This is a genomic window from Acinetobacter sp. 22323, assembly GCF_052044895.1.
GTDB classification, from domain to species: Bacteria; Pseudomonadota; Gammaproteobacteria; order Pseudomonadales; family Moraxellaceae; genus Acinetobacter; species Acinetobacter schindleri.
On sequence record NZ_JBQEOL010000007.1, the window covers coordinates 115,604 to 139,344 of the forward strand.

18 protein-coding genes are annotated in these 23,741 nt (G+C 43.9%); 16 read left to right on the plus strand and 2 right to left on the minus strand.

Annotated elements, in window-relative coordinates; translation table 11 throughout:
• Window positions 1-5: 5 nt before the first annotated feature.
• The 3 genes from ACTJIX_RS06595 to ACTJIX_RS06605 are packed head-to-tail and all read left to right on the plus strand — an operon-like array spanning window position 6 to window position 3,390.
• Window positions 6-1,409, plus strand: a complete 1,404-nt coding sequence (locus ACTJIX_RS06595; protein WP_005223475.1) for a UDP-N-acetylmuramoyl-tripeptide--D-alanyl-D-alanine ligase — start codon at window positions 6-8, stop codon at window positions 1,407-1,409.
• Window positions 1,410-2,528: a phospho-N-acetylmuramoyl-pentapeptide-transferase gene (gene mraY, locus ACTJIX_RS06600; protein WP_005223474.1), complete on the plus strand. Its 1,119-nt coding sequence runs from the start codon at window positions 1,410-1,412 to the stop codon at window positions 2,526-2,528.
• 58 nt (window positions 2,529-2,586) lie between these two features.
• Window positions 2,587-3,390, plus strand: coding sequence for a putative RNA methyltransferase (locus ACTJIX_RS06605; RefSeq protein ID WP_440611305.1), 804 nt, complete (start codon window positions 2,587-2,589; stop codon window positions 3,388-3,390).
• Between the two features lie 71 nt (window positions 3,391-3,461).
• Here the strand turns inward: ACTJIX_RS06605 and ponA are convergent, their stop codons facing one another.
• A complete protein-coding gene (gene ponA, locus ACTJIX_RS06610; protein ID WP_440611306.1) occupies window positions 3,462-5,990 on the minus strand; it encodes a penicillin-binding protein PBP1a in 2,529 nt (842 codons plus the stop codon).
• Between the two features lie 169 nt (window positions 5,991-6,159).
• Between ponA and ACTJIX_RS06615 the strand changes: the two genes are divergently transcribed.
• From ACTJIX_RS06615 to ACTJIX_RS06675, 13 genes are all read left to right on the plus strand, one after another.
• A complete protein-coding gene (locus ACTJIX_RS06615; protein WP_004810013.1) occupies window positions 6,160-7,218 on the plus strand; it encodes a pilus assembly protein PilM in 1,059 nt (352 codons plus the stop codon).
• A complete protein-coding gene (locus ACTJIX_RS06620) occupies window positions 7,218-7,859 on the plus strand; it encodes a PilN domain-containing protein (RefSeq protein WP_005223471.1) in 642 nt (213 codons plus the stop codon). Before ACTJIX_RS06615 ends, ACTJIX_RS06620 begins: the two co-directional genes overlap by 1 nt.
• Window positions 7,853-8,572 carry a type 4a pilus biogenesis protein PilO gene (locus ACTJIX_RS06625; RefSeq protein ID WP_171063888.1) on the plus strand — a complete coding sequence of 240 codons (720 nt, stop codon included), beginning with the start codon at window positions 7,853-7,855 and terminating at the stop codon, window positions 8,570-8,572. The genes ACTJIX_RS06620 and ACTJIX_RS06625 overlap by 7 nt, the downstream gene beginning before the upstream one ends.
• Complete coding sequence (locus ACTJIX_RS06630; RefSeq protein WP_004810006.1) at window positions 8,572-9,099, plus strand: pilus assembly protein PilP; 528 nt, start codon at window positions 8,572-8,574, stop codon at window positions 9,097-9,099. Before ACTJIX_RS06625 ends, ACTJIX_RS06630 begins: the two co-directional genes overlap by 1 nt.
• A gap of 16 nt (window positions 9,100-9,115) precedes the next feature.
• Window positions 9,116-11,281, plus strand: a complete 2,166-nt coding sequence (gene pilQ, locus ACTJIX_RS06635; RefSeq protein ID WP_005223467.1) for a type IV pilus secretin PilQ family protein — start codon at window positions 9,116-9,118, stop codon at window positions 11,279-11,281.
• Between the two features lie 36 nt (window positions 11,282-11,317).
• Window positions 11,318-11,854, plus strand: a complete 537-nt coding sequence (aroK, locus tag ACTJIX_RS06640; protein ID WP_005223465.1) for a shikimate kinase AroK — start codon at window positions 11,318-11,320, stop codon at window positions 11,852-11,854.
• A 27-nt stretch (window positions 11,855-11,881) separates the two neighbouring features.
• Entirely contained in the window at window positions 11,882-12,961 is a 1,080-nt protein-coding gene (aroB, locus tag ACTJIX_RS06645; RefSeq protein WP_005223463.1) for a 3-dehydroquinate synthase, read from the plus strand.
• Window positions 12,962-12,974: 13 nt separating this feature from the next.
• Window positions 12,975-13,817 carry a hypothetical protein gene (locus tag ACTJIX_RS06650; RefSeq protein ID WP_005223461.1) on the plus strand — a complete coding sequence of 281 codons (843 nt, stop codon included), beginning with the start codon at window positions 12,975-12,977 and terminating at the stop codon, window positions 13,815-13,817.
• 461 nt (window positions 13,818-14,278) lie between these two features.
• Window positions 14,279-18,754 carry a glutamate synthase large subunit gene (gene gltB, locus ACTJIX_RS06655; protein WP_171260570.1) on the plus strand — a complete coding sequence of 1,492 codons (4,476 nt, stop codon included), beginning with the start codon at window positions 14,279-14,281 and terminating at the stop codon, window positions 18,752-18,754.
• Between the two features lie 72 nt (window positions 18,755-18,826).
• The gene (locus ACTJIX_RS06660) at window positions 18,827-20,248 is read left to right on the plus strand and encodes an FAD-dependent oxidoreductase (RefSeq protein WP_440611307.1); all 1,422 of its coding nucleotides are present in this window, start codon (window positions 18,827-18,829) and stop codon (window positions 20,246-20,248) included.
• Between the two features lie 185 nt (window positions 20,249-20,433).
• A complete protein-coding gene (locus tag ACTJIX_RS06665; protein ID WP_440611308.1) occupies window positions 20,434-21,024 on the plus strand; it encodes a LemA family protein in 591 nt (196 codons plus the stop codon).
• A gap of 37 nt (window positions 21,025-21,061) precedes the next feature.
• Window positions 21,062-22,105 (plus strand): TPM domain-containing protein, encoded by a 1,044-nt coding sequence (locus ACTJIX_RS06670; RefSeq protein ID WP_440611309.1) that lies wholly within the window; start codon window positions 21,062-21,064, stop codon window positions 22,103-22,105.
• Window positions 22,099-22,659: a TPM domain-containing protein gene (locus tag ACTJIX_RS06675; RefSeq protein WP_440611310.1), complete on the plus strand. Its 561-nt coding sequence runs from the start codon at window positions 22,099-22,101 to the stop codon at window positions 22,657-22,659. Before ACTJIX_RS06670 ends, ACTJIX_RS06675 begins: the two co-directional genes overlap by 7 nt.
• A 397-nt stretch (window positions 22,660-23,056) precedes the next feature.
• Here the strand turns inward: ACTJIX_RS06675 and ACTJIX_RS06680 are convergent, their stop codons facing one another.
• Window positions 23,057-23,518 carry a pilin gene (locus ACTJIX_RS06680; RefSeq protein ID WP_440611311.1) on the minus strand — a complete coding sequence of 154 codons (462 nt, stop codon included), beginning with the start codon at window positions 23,516-23,518 and terminating at the stop codon, window positions 23,057-23,059.
• Between the last annotated feature and the right edge of the window lie 223 nt (window positions 23,519-23,741).

Below are 23,741 nucleotides of genomic sequence, written 5' to 3' on the forward strand. Positions count from 1 at the left end.
AATTTATGCATACTTCAACTACCAGTACTGTGCCTTTGGTACCTTGGACTGCAGTACAATTACAACAGGCGACTCAAGGTTACTGGCTGAATGACAAGCAGCCTGAAGGCGAAATTAAACGTATCCTGATGGATTCTCGTGATGCTGAAGCTGGTGATGCTTTTCTGGCTTTGAAAGGTGAACGCTTTGATGCACACGATTTCGTAGCACAAGTGGCGGCAAACGGTTGCCAAATTGTCATTGTCGATCATCCGGTTGATGCTGAAATCTGCCAATTGGTTGTGGACGATACCCGTCAGGCGCTGGGTCGTCTAGGCGCTTTCCGCCGTCAGCAAAATCCACAACTCAAAGTCATTGCCCTGACTGGCAGTAGCGGTAAGACCACTACCAAGGAAATGCTGGGTAGTATCTTGTCTCGTCTGGCACCAACTTTGGTGACGCGCGGTAACCTGAATAATGATCTCGGTGTGCCTGTGATGTTGCTGGAGCTGCGCCCAGAGCATCAATATGCAGTGATGGAGCTGGGGGCCAGCCATCAGGGTGAAATTGACTATACTGCTGGTCTGGTACAGCCGCACGTCGCCGGTATTATTAATATCGGCACGGCACACCTGGGTGAGTTCGGTGGTCGTGATGGGATTTGCTGTGCCAAGTCAGAAATTTATTCGCATATTTCTGAAACCTCTATTATTCCTGCAGCGGATGATTATGCCGAGCAGATTCGAGCTGCTGTGAAAACCGAAAAGACCTTAAGTTTTGGTCAGGGTGGAGAGGTCTACGCAACTGAGGTGGAATTACATCCGCAGTCTGCAAGCTTTATTTTGAATACACCTCAAGGTAATAAAACAGTAAACCTGCCATTTGCTGGTGAGCATAATGTGCAGAATGCAACTGCTGCTGCGGCCTTATCTTTAGCCCTTGGTATCAGCCTGGATGATATTGTGGCTGGCCTGGAAGAGGCAGTAGGTGCCAAAGGTCGTCTGAACTTCATCAAGCACAAAGAATTTGTGTTTATTGATGATACCTACAATGCCAACCCAAACTCGATGCGTGCTGCCGCTGACGTTTTAGCACAGCAGGAAGGTATCCGTGTCATGGTAATGGGTGATATTGGCGAACTAGGTGCGTCAGCTGCGATTGAGCATTATAAGCTGGGTCGCGATCTGGTTTCGGTAAAAGGCCTGAACTTTGTGGTGGCAGTCGGTGAATTTGCACCTGCCGCACAAGAAGGTGCGCGTAGTACACAATATGGTAAGAAAATGCAAGCTTTCCTGAATCAGGAGCAGGCATTACCGTTTTTAATTCGTTTGATTGAAACACATCAACCTCAGCCGATGTCATTCCTGTTTAAAGGGTCGCGTTTTACCCATATGGAAACATTGATGGCTGCATTGATGGAGAAACTCTAAATGCTGTTATGGCTATTTGAACAACTGGCGGGCTATGACAGCACGTTTCAGGTGGTTCGTTATTTAACATTACGTGCTTTGCTCAGTGTCTTGACGGCATTGACCATTGGTTTGGTGCTGGGCCCTGTGATGATTCGCAAGTTACAGGCACTGAAATATGGTCAGGCAGTCAGCTCATTTGCACCTGAAAACCATGCCAAAAAAATGGGTACACCGACTATGGGTGGTGTCCTGATTCTGCTATCAATTGGTATTTCGACCTTACTCTGGGCAGATTTATCGAATCCATACGTGTGGATTGTACTTGCAGTGATGGTGATTTTTGGTGCCGTTGGTTGGGCAGATGACTGGATCAAGATCCGTTATAAGGATAATGCCGGTTTGCCTGCACGCAAGAAGTTTTTCTGGACCTCTGTAGGTTCAATTGGTGCCGGTATTGCGCTTTATATGATTGCACAGCAACAACCGAATCCGGTCGTGACAGCCAACATGCTGGATGTGCTGATTCCATTCTTTAAGGATCACACGATTCCACTCTCAATTATTCCACTCGGTATTGGTTTTATTATCTTTACTTATTTCGTGATTAATGGCGCATCGAATGCCGTTAACCTGACGGATGGTCTGGATGGTCTGGCGATCATGCCGATCGTACTGGTGGCTGCTGGTCTAGGTGTTTTTGCTTATCTTGCGGGTGATGTACGTTTTGCGAACTATCTGCATATTCCATATGTAAAATATTCATCTGAGCTGGTGGTGATCTGTGCCGCGATGATTGGTGCGGGTCTGGCATTCCTCTGGTATAACGCTCACCCAGCTCAGGTGTTTATGGGTGATGTGGGTGCGTTATCTTTAGGTGCAATGCTGGGTACAATTGCCGTGATGGTGCGTCAGGAAATCGTGTTTGCGATTATGGCAGGTGTATTCTTGGTGGAAGCAATTTCTGTATTCTTGCAGATTGGTTCACTGCGGATGCGTAATAAACGCGTTTTCTTAATGGCACCTTTACATCACCATTATGAAAAGAAAGGCTGGCGTGAAACTCAAGTCGTCATTCGTTTCTGGATTATTACAATTATGCTGGTAGTTTTTGGCCTAATGACCTTAAAATTACGCTAAGAAATGCATTTGAAAAAGTCGGCGCATGCCGGCTTTTTTGTTTTGGAGAAATTAAAAAATGAACTTACTGATGTGTCCTGTTTGTCGTGAGCAGTTACGCTTAAATGAACGTACATGGCGCTGTGACAATCAGCATAGCTATGATATAGCCAAGCAGGGTTATGTGAATCTGCATGTAGTGCAGCATAAACACAGTAAAAATCCCGGTGATACACCTGAATCAGTACAGGCACGGCGCGCATTTTTAAGTGCAGGTCACTATGCTCCTTTGCAACAAGCAGTGGTACAAAAGATTCGTGAACTGCGTATTGAAAATCTGCTGGATATTGGCTGTGGGGAAGGGTATTACACTGATGCCATGCAACAGGAAGTACTACAGTGTGTAGGCGTGGATATTGCCAAAAATGCGATTCAGGTAGCAGCGAAGCTGAATAAAGAGATTACTTGGGTAGTAGGTACAGGCGCAACTTTGCCTGTATTAGATGAGTCAATAGATCTATGTACCAGCCTGTTTAGCCCGATTCCGAAACAGGAAATTCTGCGTGTACTCAAGCCGAAATCTTATTTAATGGTTGTGACTCCTGCACCACAGCATTTGTATGCCATGCGAGAAGCACTATTTGAAGAAGTGAAACCACACGAGCCACAAAAGTTTGTCGAGCAGTTGCAAGATGCATTTGATTTAGTGAGTGAACAGATTGTTGAAGCGCCTATGAATTTGCCACAAGCAGACTTAAAAAACCTGATTGCGATGACGCCATATGCTTATAAGGCTAAGCCGGAACGCCGTCTGGCACTTGAACAGCAAGAACAATTTGAATTAATGGCACAATACCAGATTTATCTTTTTCAAAAGAAATAATACTGATTATTATCTAAACAATATAAAGCCCTCAATTGAGGGCTTTATATTTGACTGCTTAATCGGGAAAGTTACTGAACCTGTTCAATCAGAGTATCAAGAGAATCCGTTTTCTTTGGCTGCAATGGTTGTTCCTGCGTTGCTGGTGTTTCACCAGGTACAGTCAATTCTTCACCCGGTAGATCTTCAAAATCATTTTGCTCACGTCTAGGTATAACGACTGGGGCTGGACGATACAGTGGGGTGGCCATTGGCGGAGAAGAGCGGTCTTCCTGTACTTCTTCTAAATCCTGATTGATGACTTTAGTACGATTAACTGGGGCTTTGGCTTTACGATCCAGACGCACCCAGGATTCTGGTGTACCTTTTAGCGCATTGGCCATAAAGTCGGTCCAGATTGGCAGGGCAGCTACACCGCCATACTCACGGCGACCTAAAGTTGTTGGCTGGTCAAAGCCGACCCAGGCTACTGTTACCAGCTTACCATTAAAGCCGGCAAACCAGGCATCCTTGGCATCGTTAGTGGTACCTGTCTTACCCCCTAGGTCACTACGCCCAATGCGTAAAGCTGCACGGCCAGTACCATGCTGGATTACATCACGTAAAATATTAGCCATTTCGTAGGCAGAGCTGGATTTAAGAATACGCTGTGCCTGACGGTAATTGCTATGTTCAGCCGAAACTTTCGGTGCTACTGCTTTTGTTTCCAGTGAGCGGTTATTCATTTCGATCACTTCATCATCTGGCGTCACCACGTCAGCAGATGCAATCGTTTGTTCTTCCTGATTAATACAGGAAATGCAGGCATATTCAGGTTTTGCTTCAAAAATCGTCTTGCCATAAGCATCTTCAATACGGCTGATGAAATGCGGCTGAATTCGATAACCACCATTTGCGAAGGTGGCATAACCGGTTGCCATCTGAATAGGTAGTACTTGCGGCGTACCAAGGGCAATGGTGTAGTTGCGTGGAATCTGTTTGTCTTCCAGACCAAAATCCATCAATAATTGTCGGGTGCGCTCAATTCCCACCGTTTGTAGCAGGCGCACAGAAACAGTATTACGTGAAAGGTATAAGGCACGACGTAAAGGAATCATACCCAGATAACGACCATCTGAGTTTCGGGGAGTCCATTTACCAATCGTAATCGGCGCATCATTCACCAGGGTATGCGGACTCATGCCGCGTTCCAATGCCAGTGCATAAACAAAAGGCTTGATGGTCGAACCCGGCTGACGCCAGCCTTGAATAGCACGGTTAAAAGTCGATTGATAAAAATTATAGCCACCCACCACTGCTTCAATGGCACCATTATTTGGATTGATGGCAATCAGCTGACCTTGGACTTTAGGAATCTGTACCAGTGCCCAAGAAGTTTTTTGTGCATTAGGACGTAAACGGACAATATCTTTCAGTTTAACAATATCTGCCGCACGCTTGGGTGCAGCGCCAACACTATTGGCGTTTCGGTAGCGGCGCGCCCATGACATTCCTGACCAGGGAACGGTGACGGTGGTTCCATCCTGCATTAAGGCTTCAAAACTATTTTGGTTGATTTTAGTGACTTGAGCAGGGTAGGTATTGGCAAAAGGCTGGAATTTTTTTAAGGGTTGATCATTTGCTTCAGCACCGCGCCAGCCATGACGTCGGTCATAAGCTTCAAGGCCTTCTTGTACGGATTGCTCAGCATACGCCTGACGTTGACTATTAATCGTGGTATAGACTTTATAGCCAGAATCGATGGCCTGTGCACCAAAATTCTGGATCAGTTCAGAACGAACCATCTCTCCGACATAGGGAAACTTATTGCGAGTGCTACGATCCGGCATATCCAGATTGATTGGTTCCGCAATCGCTTGCTGATACTGTGTCTGATTAAGATAACCAAGCTGCAGCATACGTCCCAGAATCCAGTTACGACGTTCAAGAGCACGTTTAGGGTTGGCGACCGGATTGTACTTGGAAGGGGCTTTCGGTAAACCAGCAATCATCGCCATCTGGGCAAGAGAAAGTTCTTCCAGGCTTTTGTTGTAATAGATTTTAGCCGCTGCTGCGATGCCATAAGCATTTTTACCCAAGAAAATCTTATTCACATAGAGGGTTAAAATTTCTTCTTTAGTCAGATTTTGCTCAATTTTGCGTGCCAGGAAAATTTCAGTCAGTTTGCGCTTCAGTGTTCGTTCTGGACTGAGATAATAGTTTTTTGCCACCTGCATAGTGATAGTTGAGCCACCAGTCTGTACATCGGAACCAGTGACGCTTTCACTTAGTGCCCGGCCCAAGCCTTTAAAACTGATGCCACTATGTTCGAAAAAGCTGGAATCTTCTGCAGCGAGGAAGGCATGAATAAATTCTGGTGGAATTTGATCATATTCTACAGGCACAGAAAGTTTGCCGCCATATTCTGCAATCAACTCTTGATCGGAACTAAATACTTGTAAAGGCTTAAGTAAAGGTGCCTTTTTAAGGATAGACATTTCAGGCAAAGATGGAGCAATATAAAGGTACATGCCATAAAAGCCCATCGGAATTGAGATCATAATTATGATAATGATCAAAAAAAATGGATGAACAAGGCCTGAACTGGATAGCTTTTTCATAACAAGTAAGTTTTAATAAGAGCTAATGGCAAACTAAGTGAGCGGTCAGTATATCCTTTAGATATACATAATGTTAGATGACTTATTGTATCTAGATAAAATTATTAGACCGATTATACCTAGTAGGCTACTTTATTTTTGGGGATAAAAAAATAATAGGAATGATATTGTGCGCAGGTTATATCGTAAGCCAAACAAGGGGTTAATAGGCGTCGACATCAGCTCGACTTCTGTTAAAGTTTTGGAACTCTCTATGAAAAGCGGACGGTACTGGGTAGAAAGCTATGCTTTGGTCCCATTACCAGAAGGTAGTGTTGTTGAAAAAAACATCTTAAATCCAGAAGCCGTCGGTGATGCTTTGGCTCGTGCTATTAACTTGGCCAATACCCAATCTAACCAGGCTGCATTTGCGATTCCTACGTCTATGGCGATCACCAAAACGATCGAAATGGATGCAGATATGACAAGTGATGAACGGGAAGTTCAAATTCGTGAAGATGCCGAACAATACATTCCGTTCCCGCTCGATGAAGCCAGTATTGACTTTGAAGTTTTGCCAGATCGATTGTCTAATCCAAATCGTGTCAACGTTCTGTTGGTCGCAACCCGTATTGAAAATGTCGAAGCCCGGTCTGAAGTATTGCAAATCGCGGGGATCACACCCAAGATTGCAGATGTAGAAAGCTTTGCATTGGAAAATGCTTTCAGGGTGTTTGCTGATACTTTACCAATGGGCGTAAATACTGTCGGTATTCTGGATATTGGTCATAGCATGACAACTCTATCAGTTATGCGGAACAACAAGATTATCTATACCCGTGAGCAGGTGTTTGGGGGGAAACAGCTGACTCAGGAAATCCAGAATCGTTACGGTCTGTCTTTTGAAGAAGCGGGACGCGCCAAGAAAACACGTGCATTGCCAGATGATTATGATATTGAAGTTTTAGAACCATTCTTGGATGCTGTGGTACAACAGGCGGCTCGTTCATTGCAGTTTTTCTTTTCATCTTCTCAGTTTAATGAAATTGACCATATCCTGTTGGCAGGGGGGAATGCCAATATACCGGGTCTGGCAAAATTATTACAGCAAAAGCTTGGTTACCGTGTCACGATCGCGAATCCATTTTTACAAATGGGCTTTTCTCCTCAAATTGATATTAAAAAAATTGAAAATGACGCGTCCTCACTCATGGTTGCATGTGGTTTGGCATTGAGGAGTTTTGATTAATGGCAAAAATTAACTTACTTCCTTGGCGTGATGAGCTCAGGATAAAAAGAAATAACGAATTTGTCGCATATTGCATCGGGGCCTTTTTGCTAGGGGTAACAGCAGCTGGAGGAAGCTGGTTCTACTATGATCAAAAATTACAGGATCAAGAACAAGCCAACCAACTCATCATCAGTACCAATCAGAATCTGGATGTACAGCTAAAATCTCTGGAAGGTTTACAGGAACAGCGTAATGCGATTGTGGAACGCATGAAACTGATTCAAGGTTTACAAACCCAGCGTCCAATTGCCGTACATCTTATTGACGAGATTGTACGTGTGACACCAAGTGATATGTATATCACCAAGTTTGACCGTGTCGGTGATAAGTTCACCATTGAAGGGAAAGCAGCAAGTCCAAATACGGTTGCAGAATTATTGCGTAATCTCGAAGCTTCTACCTGGTACCGTAATGCTTTCATGAATGCATTCCTGGTGGCGGAAGAGAACAAGGACAAGGCGCCAAGCTCTGTTATTCCACGTGTTGAAGAATCTTATGGCACATTTACAGTGACAGTGGATCTGGACCAGATTGCTCAACCGGTGCTTTCAGAACAACAGCCGCAAGCAGCTGCAGCAGCAGGAGGGGCGACATCATGAGCGAACAATTTGATGAATTAGGTCAGGAAGCTGTTGTTGTACCAAAAAATAAAATGACGGTAGAAAAGTTTTTTCAGCAATTTAATACCCTAGATCCAAATAACTATGGTAGCTGGCCAATGGCTGTAAAGATTACCTGCTGGGTATTTATTGTTTTCCTGGTTTTGATGCTGGCTTATTTCGGTCTGATTCGAGGCAAGATTGAATCAATTACTCAGGCCAATGCACAAGAACAGAATCTATTAAATGAATTTCGTGAGAAAGATTCCAAACTGCGTAATTTGCAACAATACCAACAGCAACTTCAGGATATGGAAGCAAGCTTTAACCAGCAGCTTGAACAGTTACCAAAGGAAACTGAAATTCCAGGCCTGGTTGAAGATATTAATTTGAGTGGTGTCAATGCCGGACTGAAGTTTAAGAATATCCGTCTTGAACCTGAAGTAAAGCAAGAGTTCTTTATTGAACAGCCAATTTCTATTGAAGCAACGGGTGATTATCATGCCTTCGGTTCATTTGTCAGCGGTATTGCAGGATTGTCTCGTATCGTGACGCTACACGACTTTACGATTACGGGTACTGAAAATAAAGAGAAGAAAACAGATATCCCGGTTGTAGATTATACCTTGAAGGCAAAAACCTATCGTTATGTCGGTAGTGCCAACTCAGCATCGGCAGATACAACAGCTGCGAATAGTCAGGGGGCACAGTAATGAAGATGATCAAGATTGCTTCAGCACTTACTGCCGGATTGATCCTGGCAGGTTGTGAATCACGTATTGATGTGGTCAATCAGGAAATGGCCAATATCCGCAATCAACCCGCATTGCCCATTGAACCAGCACCCGATTTTGCTCCGGTTGAAACTTTTAGTTATGCAGCACATCAGCTGAAAAGTCCTTTCTTGCCAAGTTCATTGGCAGCAGAACTGAAGATTATGGCAGGGAAACGGGTTTATCCAAACCTATCACGTCAATTGCAACCCTTAGAAAGTTATCCGCTTGAAACTTTGACCATGAAAGGAAGTCTCAAAAACCAGGCTGGACAGATTATGGCTTTAATTAATACGCCAGATGGGGAAATTGAACGTGTACAGCGTGGCAGTTATATGGGACTTAATCATGGTCGGGTGATCCATATCACACCGACACAAATTGATCTGATCGAGATTATTCCAGATGGACGCGATGGCTATGTGGAACGCCCTCGCAGTATGGTCCTGATTGGGCCTGCGCCATAAGTTAAAGGGAATAACAATGAATAAAAGTTTTAAAGAATTTATTTTTGGGGATGTTAATACAATGAATCATGTGTTTCGTCAGTTTTCAATGGGGGCAGTTGCCATTGCTGTAATGCAGGCGGCAAGTGCACAGGTTTCGATGACCAATGTGGTGCCAATGCAGATTCCAGGACAAGGTACTGAAATTCGTGTGATGTTTAATGGCTTGCCACCTCAACCACAAGCTTATCAATTAGAATCGCCATCACGTCTGATTCTGGATTTTGATAAAGCACAGCAGAATTTAAAACAAAGCAGTATTGCTGTTGCAACGAAAGAAGCAAGTTCTGTAGATGTGACTTCAGATGCCCAGCGTGCACGTTTAACTGTGAATCTGGCTGATGCGGGTGCATTTACCACGCGTGTTGAAGGCAATACCTTTATTCTAAAAATCAATTCAACCAATCCAGTTATCCCTGTACAGCCAGTTGTACAACAAAATACTCAAGGCATTACCAATATTGGGTTCCAGCGCGGGGCGAAAGGTGAAGGTCAGGTCGTGATCGATCTGGCGAGTGGTAATACACCGGTTGATGTACAACAGCAAGGTACTAAAGTTATTGTACGGGCATTAGGCTCCAAGATCCCGGCACATTTAACCCGTCGTCTGAATGTGAATGATTTTGCTACACCTGTTTCGACAGTAGATGCGGTCAACCAGAATGGCTCTGGAGTGGTTACCATTCAAACTTCAGATAGCTATGAATACATGGCTTATCAAACCGATAATAAACTGACAATTAGTTTAAAACGCCCAGAAGAGAAAAATCCATTACGTCCAAAAGCTGCTCAGCATTATACTGGTAAGAAAATTTCTTTAGATTTTCAGGATATTGAAGTTCGCCGAGTATTACAGCTACTAGCAGATTTCACTGACATTAATATGGTTGCAGCAGACAGCGTACAAGGCAATATTACTTTACGTCTTAAGGAAGTGCCTTGGGATCAGGCTTTAGATATTGTTTTAAAGACTAAGAATTTGGATAAGCGTCGTAATGGTAATGTAATCTGGATAGCGCCTGTATCTGAGCTCATTAAAGCTGAAGAAGAAGAAGCCAAAGCACTTGCACAAAGTGTAAAGCTTGCTCCTATTCAGACAGAATATATGCAACTCAGTTATGCCAAAGCAGCTGATATTGAAAAGCTCATCACGCAGAATAAAGGGGCCTCAAGTGCCGGTTCTAATACAGGCAGTACAAGTGGAGATGATAAGGAGAGTCTACTGAGTTCACGTGGTTCTATTTCTATTGATGCACGTACCAATACTTTAATTGTAAATGATACTCAGCCTTTTATCGATAAAATCCGCAATATGGTGGATCTGCTTGATGTACAGGTAAAGCAGGTCATGGTTGAAGCACGTATTGTGCGTGCATCGACTGAATTCACCAAAGAAATCGGGGTGAAATGGGGAATTCTTTCTCAGGGCATTACTAATAATAATAATCTATTAGTGGGTGGAAGTGACACTACACTTTGGGATTTGCGTGATCCTCAAGAAAGTGATTTAGGTGGATATACCTATGATATTCAACGCCCAGATAATTTGAATGTTGACTTGGGTGTTGCAAACCCTGCTGGTCGAATTGCTTTTGGCTTGATTAGCTTATCTGACTTTATGTTAGATCTGGAGCTTTCTGCTTTACAAGCAGATGGTTATGGTGAAGTGATCTCAACACCTAAAGTTTTAACAGCAGATAAGCAGGCGGCTAAAGTTTCATCAGGTACACAAATTCCGTATCAATCTTCAGAAGGGGGTGGTGCAAATGCAGTTTCAACTACTGAATTTATTGATGCAACCCTCAGCTTAGATGTAACTCCTAGTATTACACCTGACGGTAAAGTTCAGATGCTGCTCAATATTACCAGTGATACTCCTGGAAACCCGACTCCAACGGGTCAATTAACGATTAATAAAAATCAAATTAGCACTAATGTGCTGGTTGATAATGGAGAAACGGTAGTTTTGGGGGGGATTTTTGAGCAAGAAACACGGAATGGACAAACTAAAGTACCTTTCTTGGGAGATATTCCATATTTAGGTCATTTATTTCGTAGAGATCTTAAATCTGACAATAAGCGTGAGCTCCTGATTTTTGTTACACCTCGAATTGTTAATGACAGTGTTTCAAGAAATCATTAATATATTTTGAAATTAACAAAATGAATAGGTGACTCCTTGCCAAGCAAAGAGTTTGAATCCCTGCCAAATATCTATTTGGTAGGGCCGATGGGGGCGGGAAAGACAACAGTAGGACGGCATTTAGCAGAATTGTTAGGACGAGAATTTCTGGATAGTGATCATGAAATTGAGCGTAAAACAGGTGCAACGATTCCCTGGATCTTTGAAAAAGAGGGTGAGCAGGGCTTTCGTAGTCGTGAAACGGTTGTCATCGATGAGTTAACTTCACGACCACAGTTGGTTTTGGCCACAGGTGGTGGTGCGGTGACTCAGGCGCCTAACCGCGAATATCTGAAACAGCGAGGCATCGTTGTTTATCTCTACACTCCTGTGGAAATCCAGCTCCAGCGAACCTATCGCGACAAAAACCGTCCCTTATTACAAGTTGAAAATCCGGAACAGAAACTTAAAGATCTGCTTGCAATTCGGGATCCGCTGTATCGGGAAGTCGCACACTATATTATTGAGACCAATCAGGGTGCTGCACGTGATCTGGCACAGCGTATTCTGCATCTCATCCTTCCGAAAAAATAAGCTCAGTAGAAAAGTGGTTACCCCATCATGCAAACCTTACATGTCGAACTCGGTGAACGTCGTTACCCAATTTTTATTGGTAGCGATTTAAATCCTCAACAGCTGTTAGAACCTTATATTCATGGTAAACAGGTGATGATTGTCAGTAATGATACGGTGGCACCACTATATCTGGAACATTATAAGACAGCCTTGGAAAAACTGGGTAAAACGGTAGCGACCTGCATTTTACCGGATGGTGAGAAATTTAAGGATATTCAGCATTTAAACCTGATTTTTGATGCATTGCTTGAAGCAGGTTTTAACCGGGATTGTACGGTATTGGCATTGGGTGGTGGCGTGATTGGTGATATGGCTGGTTTTGCTTCAGCCTGTTTCCAGCGTGGTGTGTACTTTATTCAAGTGCCAACAACTTTGCTTTCGCAGGTGGATTCCAGTGTCGGTGGTAAAACCGGGATCAACCATCCACTCGGTAAAAACATGATTGGTGCTTTCCAGCAGCCACAAGTCGTGCTGGCGGATATGTCCCAGTTATCAACCTTGCCAGATCGTGAATTATCAGCAGGTCTTGCTGAAGTCATTAAATATGCATTACTCGGTGATAAGGACTTCCTGGTTTGGCTGGAAGCCAATATGGAAGGTCTGATTGCTCGTGATGAGCAGTTGCTCGCTGAAGCTGTTTATCGGTCCTGCGCGCATAAAGCCCGTATCGTGGCGAACGATGAAAAAGAGCAAGGTGAGCGTGCTTTACTCAACCTCGGTCATACTTTTGGCCATGCCATTGAGTCTTATCTGGGCTATGGTGAATGGCTGCATGGTGAGGCGGTGGCAACCGGTATGGTCATGGCCGCTGATTTATCACAGCGTATGGGCTGGATTTCCGAAGCCGAGGTAGAGCGTACAAAAAAAATCATTTCTCGTGCCAAACTTCCGATTGTTTGTCCTAAAATTCCTCTGGATGATTTCCTGGGATATATGGCACATGACAAAAAAGTCTTAAATGGACAGTTACGTCTGGTATTGCTGGAACAATTAGGACAAGCGATTATCACCCGAGACTTTGATGTAGAATTAATGAAGCAGGCCATTCTGGCCAATCAGGCATAGGTAATTTTAGAAAATGACAGCACTCCATACGCCATGGCAAAAGATTCAGCATTATTTTTGGCTGGTGACTGCGGTAGGCTGTCTTTTTGTTGCGCTCATTTTTTGGGCAATTACAGATAAGGATCAGGTCACTCCTGTAGAGAAAAAGCCTGAAACAGAGGTTGAACTACTGATTCAACCAGAAAAAGTTTCTTCAATGACCCATCTTGGTGCATTAAATGAGGAAGTTCATCCGCTGGATATGACCACACGCACCATTGTAAATGCAAACCATGAAGCCGAGTTTCGTGGTAACAAATATGTTACTCAATTTAAAAATCAGTATGCGATTGAGCTATTTCGGGTCTCTGATGAAATTATTATTAAAAACTTTTTAAGAAAACAGGTAGATCGTAATAAATTCATATACTTGCGTCTGTCAGGCGAAAATATGCCTGAGCAATATGTTTTACTCTATGGTTCTTATAAATCAGCCAATCAAGCAAAGCAGGCACTGGACCATCTGAATATGGATTTGCCAAAATCAGTCAAACCAGCTGTGCAGCAAATTCAGGATTATCAACCTTATGTGAATAACTTAGGTTCTGATGAGCTGACGTCTAACCAGAAACTCTATCAAGTACGATTAAAAAATGTGCCTCTACCAAAAGTAGAGGAAACAGTAGTTCCTGAACCGCAGAGCCAGCCCTCATCAAATACGCCAAGTACCACCAGTACAACCATTGTTCGTCGTGATCCATCGGGAAATGTGGTAGATGTGCAGAAGTCTGAAAGCACTGTACCGTCAACGCCACGTGCTCAACCTAATGGTCAACAACGTGCTGAAGAACAAGAGATAAGTGATCCTTTTAACTGATACAAATTTGGGTGCGAGCTAAAATAGCGCACCCTGTATGAAAAAATGCTATAAATGTGCGCTTTTGGTGCAAAAAATACACAATAAAAATCATCACTCTGTATCTAATATTTGCTAAATCTTTGTCATTGGTATTGTTTCTGTCTTAGTGCATCAAGTTGGCATGTTCTTTGCTTTATTGGTGCATGAATTGAATTAATCTCCCTGTTTTGGCGCGAAAATGATTCGATGATTATGCGTAAGTGTCATATTTAGTCGTTATTTTTATGTGATTTCTGAGTCTTTTAAACTTTATTTTTCATGCGTATTAATCTGAAAAGGTTTATCTTCAAGGTGTGAAGAAAAGTTTTACTCTGCTAATAGAAATTTCCTCGAAAGTAAATTGGACGCCATCGCAAAGACGGATTTAGATTGTTTAACAGCCCGCCAGGGCTTTGTGATAAGAAGGGTACGCTATGCACATGCCATCGCCTAATAATGTAGCTCCCGCTCAAGGTTTATACCAACCGGATGAGTTTAAAGATAACTGTGGTTTCGGTTTGATCGCCCATATGCAGGGTGATGCAAGCCATGATCTCGTCAAGACCGCAATTCATAGTTTAAGTTGTATGACCCACCGTGGTGGTATTGCCGCAGATGGTAAGACCGGTGATGGGTGTGGTTTGCTTTTGGCAATGCCAAAGGAATTCTTTCGTGAAGAAGCAAAGCGTTTAAGTGATATTACCTTAAGCGAAATTTTTGCTGTAGGTACGATCTTCCTGAACCTGGATCCTGCACTGGCAGCACACGCAAAACAAGTATTAACCAAAGAAATTGAAGAAGAAGGTTGCCGCGTTATTGCATGGCGTGTGGTACCAACCAATAATGGCGCGTTAGGTGAGATTGCGATGCAGTCTTTGCCTGCTTTTGAACAGGTCATTGTTAACTGCCCAATCGGTGTCACTGAGGTTGAATTTAACCGTAAGTTATTCCTGGCGCGTCGTCGTGCCGAGCAGAAACTGACCAATGATCCATACTTCTATGTAACTACCTTATGCTCAACTGTGATTAGCTATAAAGGTTTGATGATGCCAGCAGCAATTGCTGACTTCTATACTGACCTGGCTGATGAGCGTTTGGCCTCACATATTGTGGTGTTCCACCAACGTTTCTCTACCAATACCTTGCCACGCTGGCCATTGGCTCAGCCATTCCGTTACCTGGCGCATAATGGTGAAATTAATACTATTACTGCAAACCGTAACTGGGCGCTGGCGCGTACACCTAAATTCGAAAATCCATTACTGCCAGGCTTGACTGAACTGAACCCGATTGTTAACCGTACTGGTTCGGATTCTTCTAGTCTGGATAACATGCTGGAAATCCTCGTAGGTGGTGGTATGGACCTGTTCCGTGCGCTACGTATGCTGGTTCCACCTGCTTGGCAGAATGTTGAAACGCTTGATGCTGACTTACGTGCATTCTATGAGTTTAACTCTAAACATATGGAAGCATGGGATGGTCCTGCAGGACTTGTAATTCAGGATGGTCGTCATGCGATCTGTATGCTAGACCGTAATGGTTTACGTCCTGCGCGTTGGGTCGTGACTAAAAATGGTTATATCACCCTGGCGTCTGAGATCGGTGTATGGGGTTATGAGCCTGAAGATGTAGTATCTAAAGGTCGTGTAGGTCCAGGCCAGATTCTGGTTGTGGATACCTTGACTGGTAAAGTATTAGATACTCAGGATGTCAATAACCACCTGAAACGTATGCGTCCATACCGTGAATGGCTGCGTGAAAATTCAGTACGTCTACAGGGTAGCCCTGAGCTGGAAGAATATCTGTGCGATCAAGGCTTAAAAGGCGATAGCCTGAAAGCGGCACAGAAAATGTTTATGGTGACTTTTGAAGAACGTGACCAGTTACTACGTCCAATCGCAGAAAGCGGTCAGGAAGCTGTAGGTTCAATGGGTGACGATACGCCTATGGCGGTGTTATCACGTCAGGTCCGTCACGTTTCCGATTACTTCCGTCAGCAGTTTGCGCAGGTCACTAATCCGCCGATCGATCCACTACGTGAATCAATCGTGATGTCACTGGAAACCTGTTTCGGTCGTGAACAGAATGTATTTGAGCAAAGCCCAGAACATGCAGACCGTTTAATTGTATCCAGCCCCGTGCTGACGAATTCAAAAATGCATCAGATCCGCACGATTGGTCGTAAAGGTTATGAAATTGCGGACATCGACCTGAACTATCCAGAAGCGGAAGGTCTTGAAGCGGCGATTGCACGTATCTGTGAAGAATCTGCCCAAGCGATTCGTGATGGTAAGACTTTACTGGTTCTTTCAGACAAGAAAATCCGTGAAGGCTTCTTGCCAGCCAATGCTGTGATGGTCACTGGTGCAGTACACCATTATCTGATCAATACAGGTCTGCGTACCGATGCGAATCTGATTATCGAAACCGGTTTTGCTCGTGATCCACATCAGTTTGCTGTACTTCTGGGCTTTGGTGCGACAGCGATTTATCCATACCTGGCGTATGACGTGATCAATGATCTGGTCGCGAAAGGTGAATTGCTGGGTGATCCGGTATACGCGCAAAACAACTTCCGTAAGGGTATTGAAAAAGGGCTGCTGAAAGTCCTGTCCAAGATGGGTATTTCAACGGTTGCTTCTTACCGTGGCGGTCAGCTGTTTGAAGCAGTGGGCTTATCCAATGAAGTCGTGAACACATGCTTCGTTGGTGTACCAAGTCGTATTCAGGGTGCAACATTTGTTGATCTTGAAAATGACCAGAAACAATTGGCTGATATCGCGTGGAAAAACCGTAAACCAATTGATCAAGGTGGCTTGCTGAAATTTGTATTCGGCAAGGAATACCATGCATTTAACCCAGACGTAATTAATTCACTGCATAAAGCAGTACGTTCTGGTAATTATGCTGACTTTAAAGAATATGCAGAACTTGTGAATAACCGTCCGATCGCAACGATCCGTGACCTATTCAAACTCAAAACAGACAATTCGATTGCACTGGATCAAGTGGAATCGGTGGAAGAGATCCTGCCTCGCTTTGACTCTGCGGGTATGTCTTTAGGTGCTTTGTCGCCTGAAGCACACGAAGCGATTGCGATTGCCATGAATACCATTGGCGGTCGTTCAAACTCAGGTGAGGGCGGTGAAGATCCAGCGCGTTACGGCACCATCCGTAACTCGAAAATCAAACAAATTGCATCGGGCCGTTTTGGTGTGACGCCTGCTTACTTAACGTCAGCAGAAGTCCTGCAAATTAAAGTCGCGCAAGGTGCAAAACCAGGTGAAGGTGGCCAGTTGCCGGGCGGTAAAGTAAACGGTCTCATTGCCCGTTTGCGTTACTCTGTACCAGGTGTAACCCTCATTTCGCCACCACCGCATCATGACATCTATTCAATTGAAGATTTATCACAGTTGATCTTTGATTTAAAACAAGTTAACCCACAGGCGATGGTGTCAGTTAAGCTTGTTTCTGAACCAGGTGTCGGTACGATTGCGGCAGGTGTAGCGAAAGCCTATGCTGACTTCATTACCATTTCTGGTTATGACGGCGGTACAGCGGCTTCTCCACTTTCCTCTATTCATCATGCAGGTTCGCCTTGGGAACTTGGTCTAAGTGAAGCGCATCAAGCCCTTCGTGTAAATGACCTGCGTGGCAAAGTCCGCGTACAAACTGATGGCGGTTTAAAAACTGGTCTGGACGTTGTGAAAGCAGCAATTCTGGGTGCAGAAAGCTTCGGCTTTGGTTCAACACCAATGATCGCATTGGGCTGTAAATACCTGCGTATCTGTCACTTGAATAACTGCGCAACCGGTGTAGCAACTCAGCAGGATCACTTGCGTCAAGAGCACTACATCGGCGAACCACAAATGCTGATTAATTTCTTCACCTTTATTGCTGAAGAAACCCGTGAATGGCTGGCGGCGCTAGGTGTATCCAGTCTGAAAGACCTGATTGGCCGTACCGATCTGCTAGAAGTCTTGCCAGGTGAAACTGACAAGCATGCACATCTAGACCTGAGCAAACTGCTGGAGTCACATCCTGCAGCTGAAGGCAAAGCACAGTACTGTGAAGTTCAGGGCAATGCGCCGTTTGACAAAGGTATTCTGGCTGAGAAAATGGTAGAAGAAATTCTGCCAGCGATTGAAGCGGGTACTGGTGGCGAATATCACTACAGCATTGGTAACTGTGACCGTTCGATTGGTGCACGTCTGTCTGGTGAGATTGCAAAACGTTATGGCAATCTCAGCATGGAAGCTCATCCGGTTAAAGTAAACTTGCTGGGTACAGCAGGTCAGTCACTGGGTGTATGGAATGCCGGTGGGCTGCACATCAGCCTTGAAGGGGATGCCAATGACTATGTCGGTAAAGGCATGGCAGGTGGTCGTATCTCGATCTTCCCACCGAAAGGTTCGCCATTCCAGACACAAAATACCGCAATTATTGGGAACACCTGTCTGTATGGGGCGACTGGCGGTAAACTGTTTGCTGCAGGTACTGCGGGTGAGCGTTTTGCGGTACGTAACTCTGGTGCCTTCGCCGTGATTGAAGGTGCGGGCGACCACTGCTGTGAATATATGACTGGTGGTATTGTAACTGTGCTGGGTAAAGTAGGCCACAACTTCGGTGCAGGTATGACCGGTGGGTTTGCCTATGTACTTGATCTGGATAACGACTTCGTTGACCATTACAACCATGAACTGATTGAGCTGAATCGTATTTCTACGGAAGCGATGGAAGAGCACAAAGAGTTCCTGGGTCGTATCCTGGATGAACATATTAAAGAAACAGGTAGTGCTTGGGCGTACAAGATCCGCCACGAGTTTGACTTCTATAGCCGTAAGTTCTGGTTGGTAAAACCAAAAGCTGCCAACTTGCAAACGCTGTTGAAAACAACTCAAGCTGATCCACAATAATTCCACTACTGCAGAAATGAAGGCAGATGCAAGGCAACTGTGAACCCCTTGCATCTACCCACGGAGAGAGACATGGCAGAACGCCTAAGTAATGACTTTCAATTCCTGGATGTAGCACGCCAAGATCCAGAGAAAAAAGAGATTGACGTCCGCAAAGCAGAATTTGTGGAAATTTATAAACCTTTCACAACTGAAGTGGCTGCAAATCAGTCACATCGTTGTCTAGGTTGCGGTAACCCGTATTGTGAATGGAAATGTCCGGTTCATAATTACATTCCAAACTGGTTGAAGTTGCTGGCAGAGGGCCGTATTTTCCAGGCAGCAGAACTGTGCCATCAAACCAATACCTTGCCAGAAGTCTGTGGTCGTGTCTGTCCACAAGATCGTCTATGTGAAGGTGCTTGTACCCTGAATGATGGTTTCGGTGCAGTCACCATTGGTAATGCAGAAAAATATATCAATGACACCGCCTTTGCATTGGGCTGGCGTCCAGATATGTCCAATGTAAAATGGACTGATAAAAAGGTTGCCATCATTGGTGCAGGTCCTGCCGGACTTGGTTGTGCGGATATTCTAGTACGCAATGGTGTTAAACCAGTGGTATTTGACAAGCGTCCGGAAATTGGTGGCCTGCTGACTTTTGGTATTCCAGAATTCAAGATGGAAAAAGATGTGATGAAACGCCGCCGTGAAATCTTCACGGGTATGGGTATTGAATTCCGTCTGAATACCGAAATTGGTACAGATGTGACCATCGACCAGCTACTGGCTGACTATGATGCGGTATTCATGGGTATGGGAACCTATACCTATATGAAAGGTGGCTTTGCCGGTGAAGACTTAGATGGTGTTTATGATGCACTGGATTTTCTGATTGCTAACGTTAATCGTTGCCAAGGCTGGGAAAAAGATCCATCGGAATACATCAGCGTTGAAGGCAAAAAAGTCATTGTTTTAGGTGGTGGTGATACGGCGATGGACTGTAACCGTACATCAATCCGTCAGGGTGCTGAGTCAGTGATCTGTGCTTACCGTCGTGATGAAGAAAATATGCCGGGTTCACATCGTGAAGTAAAAAATGCGCGTGAAGAAGGGGTGGAATTCCAGTTTAACCGTCAACCAATCGAAATTGTCGGTGAAAATGGCAAAGTCACTGGTGTGAAATTTGTCACGACTCAACTCAGTGAGCCAGATAGCCGTGGTCGCCGTAGTCCGGAACCAATTCCAGGTTCAGAAGAAATTCTGCCTGCGGATGCAGTACTGCTGGCATTCGGTTTCCGTACCAGCCCTGCGGACTGGTTTGCTGATGTAAGTATTAATCTCGATGGTTCAGGTCGTGTCGTTGCCGCTGAGCAGCAGCAATATAAATTCCAGACCTCGAATCCAAAAATCTTCGCCGGTGGTGACATGGTGCGTGGTTCAGATCTAGTAGTCACTGCGATCTGGGAAGGTCGTCAGGCTGCAGAAGGTATCCTGGATTACCTCGATATCTAACAGTTAAAAATTCACTGAAATCATTTAAAGAACCCGCTACGGCGGGTTTTTTTAATTTTTAATTATTTGCAAACTTAAAATAGGAAGCATTAAAAGGATTATAAAAAGTAACAAAACTTTAGAAAATACTGTTTAAAATCAAATTAACTATATAAATATCAATAAAGAATTGAGGACGAGACATCATGCGTGTATTAAAACAATCTCTCATAGCTGTGATGCTGGCCAGTACCTTAACCCTGAGTGGCTGTGGCTATAACACCTTGCAAGTCAAAGATGAGGCTGTCACTGCAGCCTGGTCTGAAGTGCAAAACCAGTACCAGCGTCGTGCTGACTTGGTGCCGAATTTGGTGAATGTGGTAAAAGGCTATGCAGCGCATGAAGAGCAGGTATTGACTGAAGTGACTCAGGCACGTGCCAATGTGGCAGGCTTAAAAGTCGACCGTGAAGTGCTGGAAGATCCTGAACTGTTCCAGCGTTATCAGGAAGCTCAGGCACAAATGACTAGTGCCTTATCGCGTTTATTGGCCGTAACTGAGAATTATCCTGATTTGAAAGCCAATGAGCAGTTCCGTGACCTGCAGGTACAACTTGAGGGTACTGAAAACCGTATTGCAGTAGCACGTAACCGCTATATTACGACTGTACAAGATTTTAACTCTTATGCACGTCAGTTCCCACAGGTGTTGACGGCCAAAGTCATTGGAATGGATACCAAGCCAAACTTTAGTGCAGAGCAAAGCGCGCAACAGGCACCTAAGGTTTCATTTGACTAAGCTTGATCTTGGGTAATCTGCTAATAAGGTGGCTGCAATGATGCATACGAGCGCTGTAAAACTTTGTACAGGTATATTCCTTAGTCTCATTATGAGCCTGATGAATCCTGCCTGGAGTGAAACAGCAACGGCAACTGATACAGAAGAAGTCATTGTTGCACGTGAAATTTTGCAGCCTAAAGCAAATACTGTAGATCAAAATGCGGAACCTACAGCGACCGCACCGCAGCCACAAATTGCCAATGATATGGCTGAAGGTCAAGGTCAGCGCGACTTGCCCAGCATGAATGAACCGGTGATTGATCAGGCAAATTTATTAACGGCAGCAGAAAAACAGCAACTTAGTCAACGAATCATCAATCTTTATCAGGCAGGTAAGGCTCAGATCGGCGTAGTAATTGTACCTACCACGGGCCAGGAGGATATTTTTGACTATTCTATGCGTGTGGCAGATCGTTGGCAACTGGGATCAAAAGAGCATGATAATGGTCTGTTAATGACTGTTGCGGTAAATGACCGTCGTATTCAGATTTTAACTGGATATGGGTTGGAAGGCGTTCTGCCGGATATTATGGCCGGACGGATTATTAATAACAAAATTACACCTTTGTTTAAGCAGGGTCAGTATGCGCAAGGGATAGATGCGGGGCTGGCAGAAATTGAGCGTATTCTCAACTTGGATCCTGAAATTGCAGCTCAAGCAGCAGCTGAGCTTAAAGAACGTCAGGAACAGGCTTATAAAGCGCAGCAAGCATCTCAAGCGACTTTTGGTTCGGTTATTTTTATTATCGTCGCTGGTGTCATTGGTTCCATGATCTTTGGCAGGAAGCTGAGTGCGGCCACTGCCGCAGTAGCTGGAACTGCAGCTGGATTAGTGAATGGAATGGGATTGGTCGCTAGCCTATTAATTGGTGCTGGAGTTTTCTTTTTGCTCGTTACCTCACTTGCTCAGTTGATCCTGCATGCTTTCATGGCAGGTGGTGGTCGTGGCGGTGGTAGTGGACGTGGTGGTTTTGGAGGCGGCGGTTTCGGTGGAGGCGGCGGTGGTTTTGGTGGGGGAGGAGCATCAGGCTCATGGTAACAACTACAGATACAACAGATATTGTCACGCAGCCTAAACTGGAAGAACATGCTCAACCAAGTTTTAAGCGCTGGCTTAAGCACTTCTTTTATATGCCTGCAACCAAGCGGTTTTTCTCCAAGCAGGACCAGCATGCGATTGCATTAGCTGTAGAGGAAGCCGAGCATGGTCATGTTGGTGAAATCCAGGTGGTGATCGAAGGCTGTATTCCTGCTAAACAAGCTTATTTTCAGGATACCTGTACTCGTGCACGACAGCTTTTCGCAGAGTTAGGTGTCTGGGATACGGAATACAATAGTGGCGTACTACTATATTTAAACTTATGTGAACACAAAGTTGAAATCGTGATTGATCGAGGGATTAAGCAGGCAACGACTCAGGATGTTTGGGATCAAATTTGCCAAAATATCATTCAGCAATTAAAGCAGAAAAAATTTAAAGCAGGTGTAATTGAAGGCGTAATAGAAATTGGAAAGGTGTTAGACCAATATTATGATCGAAAAATAGATGATTTAAAGAATGAATTAGGGAATAAACCGATTATATTGGGGTGACTTTATTAATTAATTTACTGTATTCGAGTGAGCATTTTGCCATTTTAAAGCGTTTAATAACTAGTAAATCAAATGTTGTAGTTCAAGGTTCTGCAATTAATAATGACAGGATGGTGCTTGAAGTTGTATTTAAACAAGGTTTGATTAAAAAGACTAGCATGCTGCATTGGTTCGAGTAATTGAGATATGACTATACAGCAAGCAAGGCAAAATATCCTTTCACCTATATAGGATGTTGATCAAGTAAAAGACAAGAATAAGGCAATAAAAAATGATTATGAGTAGTTAAAGGAAGTTTATAAAAAATATGGAAAAGATAATTAGCTATTATTGGAAAATTTTGAGTTAAAACAAAAACGTATCTAACTCAGATACGTTTTTGATATCTAGATATTTATTATGACAGAGCTACAATTGTACCAGCGGCCGGAGCAGTAGTAGGTTTTGTACAGCCTTTTGGTAAGTATTTTTCTTCAACACCAGAAGTACATGACCAACTACCATTAGCAGCACGATTAAGAGCAATAACTTTACCAGTAATAGCAGGTGTACCAGTTAATGTGCATGTAATAGCAGAGTCTGCTTTACCATCACTATCAACTGCTGTTGCACCGTAAGCAGAACAGCGAGTGCTTGAAGTTGCTGCAAATCCAATTTGGCCAAGCTTTGCTACAGCAGTTCCTTCATTGACTTGAGCTTCATATCCTGTTTTAACAGCTGATATTTCTGCTAAGCCTGCTGATACTTGAGATTTAGCAATATAAGTTTGATAAGCTGGAATTGCGATTGCAGCAAGAATGCCAATAATAGCGATTACAATCATTAATTCAATAAGCGTAAAGCCTTTTTGAGTGTTCATAACATTCTCCACAAATGTTTGTTAATTTATTTATAAGCTTTGTAAGCTAATTTATAGATTGCACAAAGTATGCCAATACATGTTACTCAATTATTTCCTATAAAATCAATAGATTGTTTGATGGATTAGAAATCTAATAAAATTACTAAAGTAAATTTATGTAATTAAGTGACAAAAAGTGTCAGTTTTTTCTGAATTTAACCAAACTAAAGCCTCTGCAATA

Bases quoted from the DNA above. Each gene is read 5' to 3' on its own strand.
- ACTJIX_RS06630 (WP_004810006.1), top strand. From the start codon at position 8,572: ATGAAGATGATCAAGATTGCTTCAGCACTTACTGCCGGATTGATCCTG.
- ACTJIX_RS06620 (WP_005223471.1), top strand. From the start codon at position 7,218: ATGGCAAAAATTAACTTACTTCCTTGGCGTGATGAGCTCAGGATAAAA.
- pilQ (WP_005223467.1), top strand. From the start codon at position 9,116: ATGAATAAAAGTTTTAAAGAATTTATTTTTGGGGATGTTAATACAATG.
- ACTJIX_RS06650 (WP_005223461.1), top strand. From the start codon at position 12,975: ATGACAGCACTCCATACGCCATGGCAAAAGATTCAGCATTATTTTTGG.
- ponA (WP_440611306.1), bottom strand. From the start codon at position 5,990: ATGAAAAAGCTATCCAGTTCAGGCCTTGTTCATCCATTTTTTTTGATC.
- ACTJIX_RS06595 (WP_005223475.1), top strand. From the start codon at position 6: ATGCATACTTCAACTACCAGTACTGTGCCTTTGGTACCTTGGACTGCA.
- aroB (WP_005223463.1), top strand. From the start codon at position 11,882: ATGCAAACCTTACATGTCGAACTCGGTGAACGTCGTTACCCAATTTTT.
- mraY (WP_005223474.1), top strand. From the start codon at position 1,410: ATGCTGTTATGGCTATTTGAACAACTGGCGGGCTATGACAGCACGTTT.
- ACTJIX_RS06605 (WP_440611305.1), top strand. From the start codon at position 2,587: ATGAACTTACTGATGTGTCCTGTTTGTCGTGAGCAGTTACGCTTAAAT.
- ACTJIX_RS06660 (WP_440611307.1), top strand. From the start codon at position 18,827: ATGGCAGAACGCCTAAGTAATGACTTTCAATTCCTGGATGTAGCACGC.
- gltB (WP_171260570.1), top strand. From the start codon at position 14,279: ATGCCATCGCCTAATAATGTAGCTCCCGCTCAAGGTTTATACCAACCG.
- ACTJIX_RS06665 (WP_440611308.1), top strand. From the start codon at position 20,434: ATGCGTGTATTAAAACAATCTCTCATAGCTGTGATGCTGGCCAGTACC.
- ACTJIX_RS06670 (WP_440611309.1), top strand. From the start codon at position 21,062: ATGATGCATACGAGCGCTGTAAAACTTTGTACAGGTATATTCCTTAGT.
- ACTJIX_RS06680 (WP_440611311.1), bottom strand. From the start codon at position 23,518: ATGAACACTCAAAAAGGCTTTACGCTTATTGAATTAATGATTGTAATC.
- ACTJIX_RS06675 (WP_440611310.1), top strand. From the start codon at position 22,099: ATGGTAACAACTACAGATACAACAGATATTGTCACGCAGCCTAAACTG.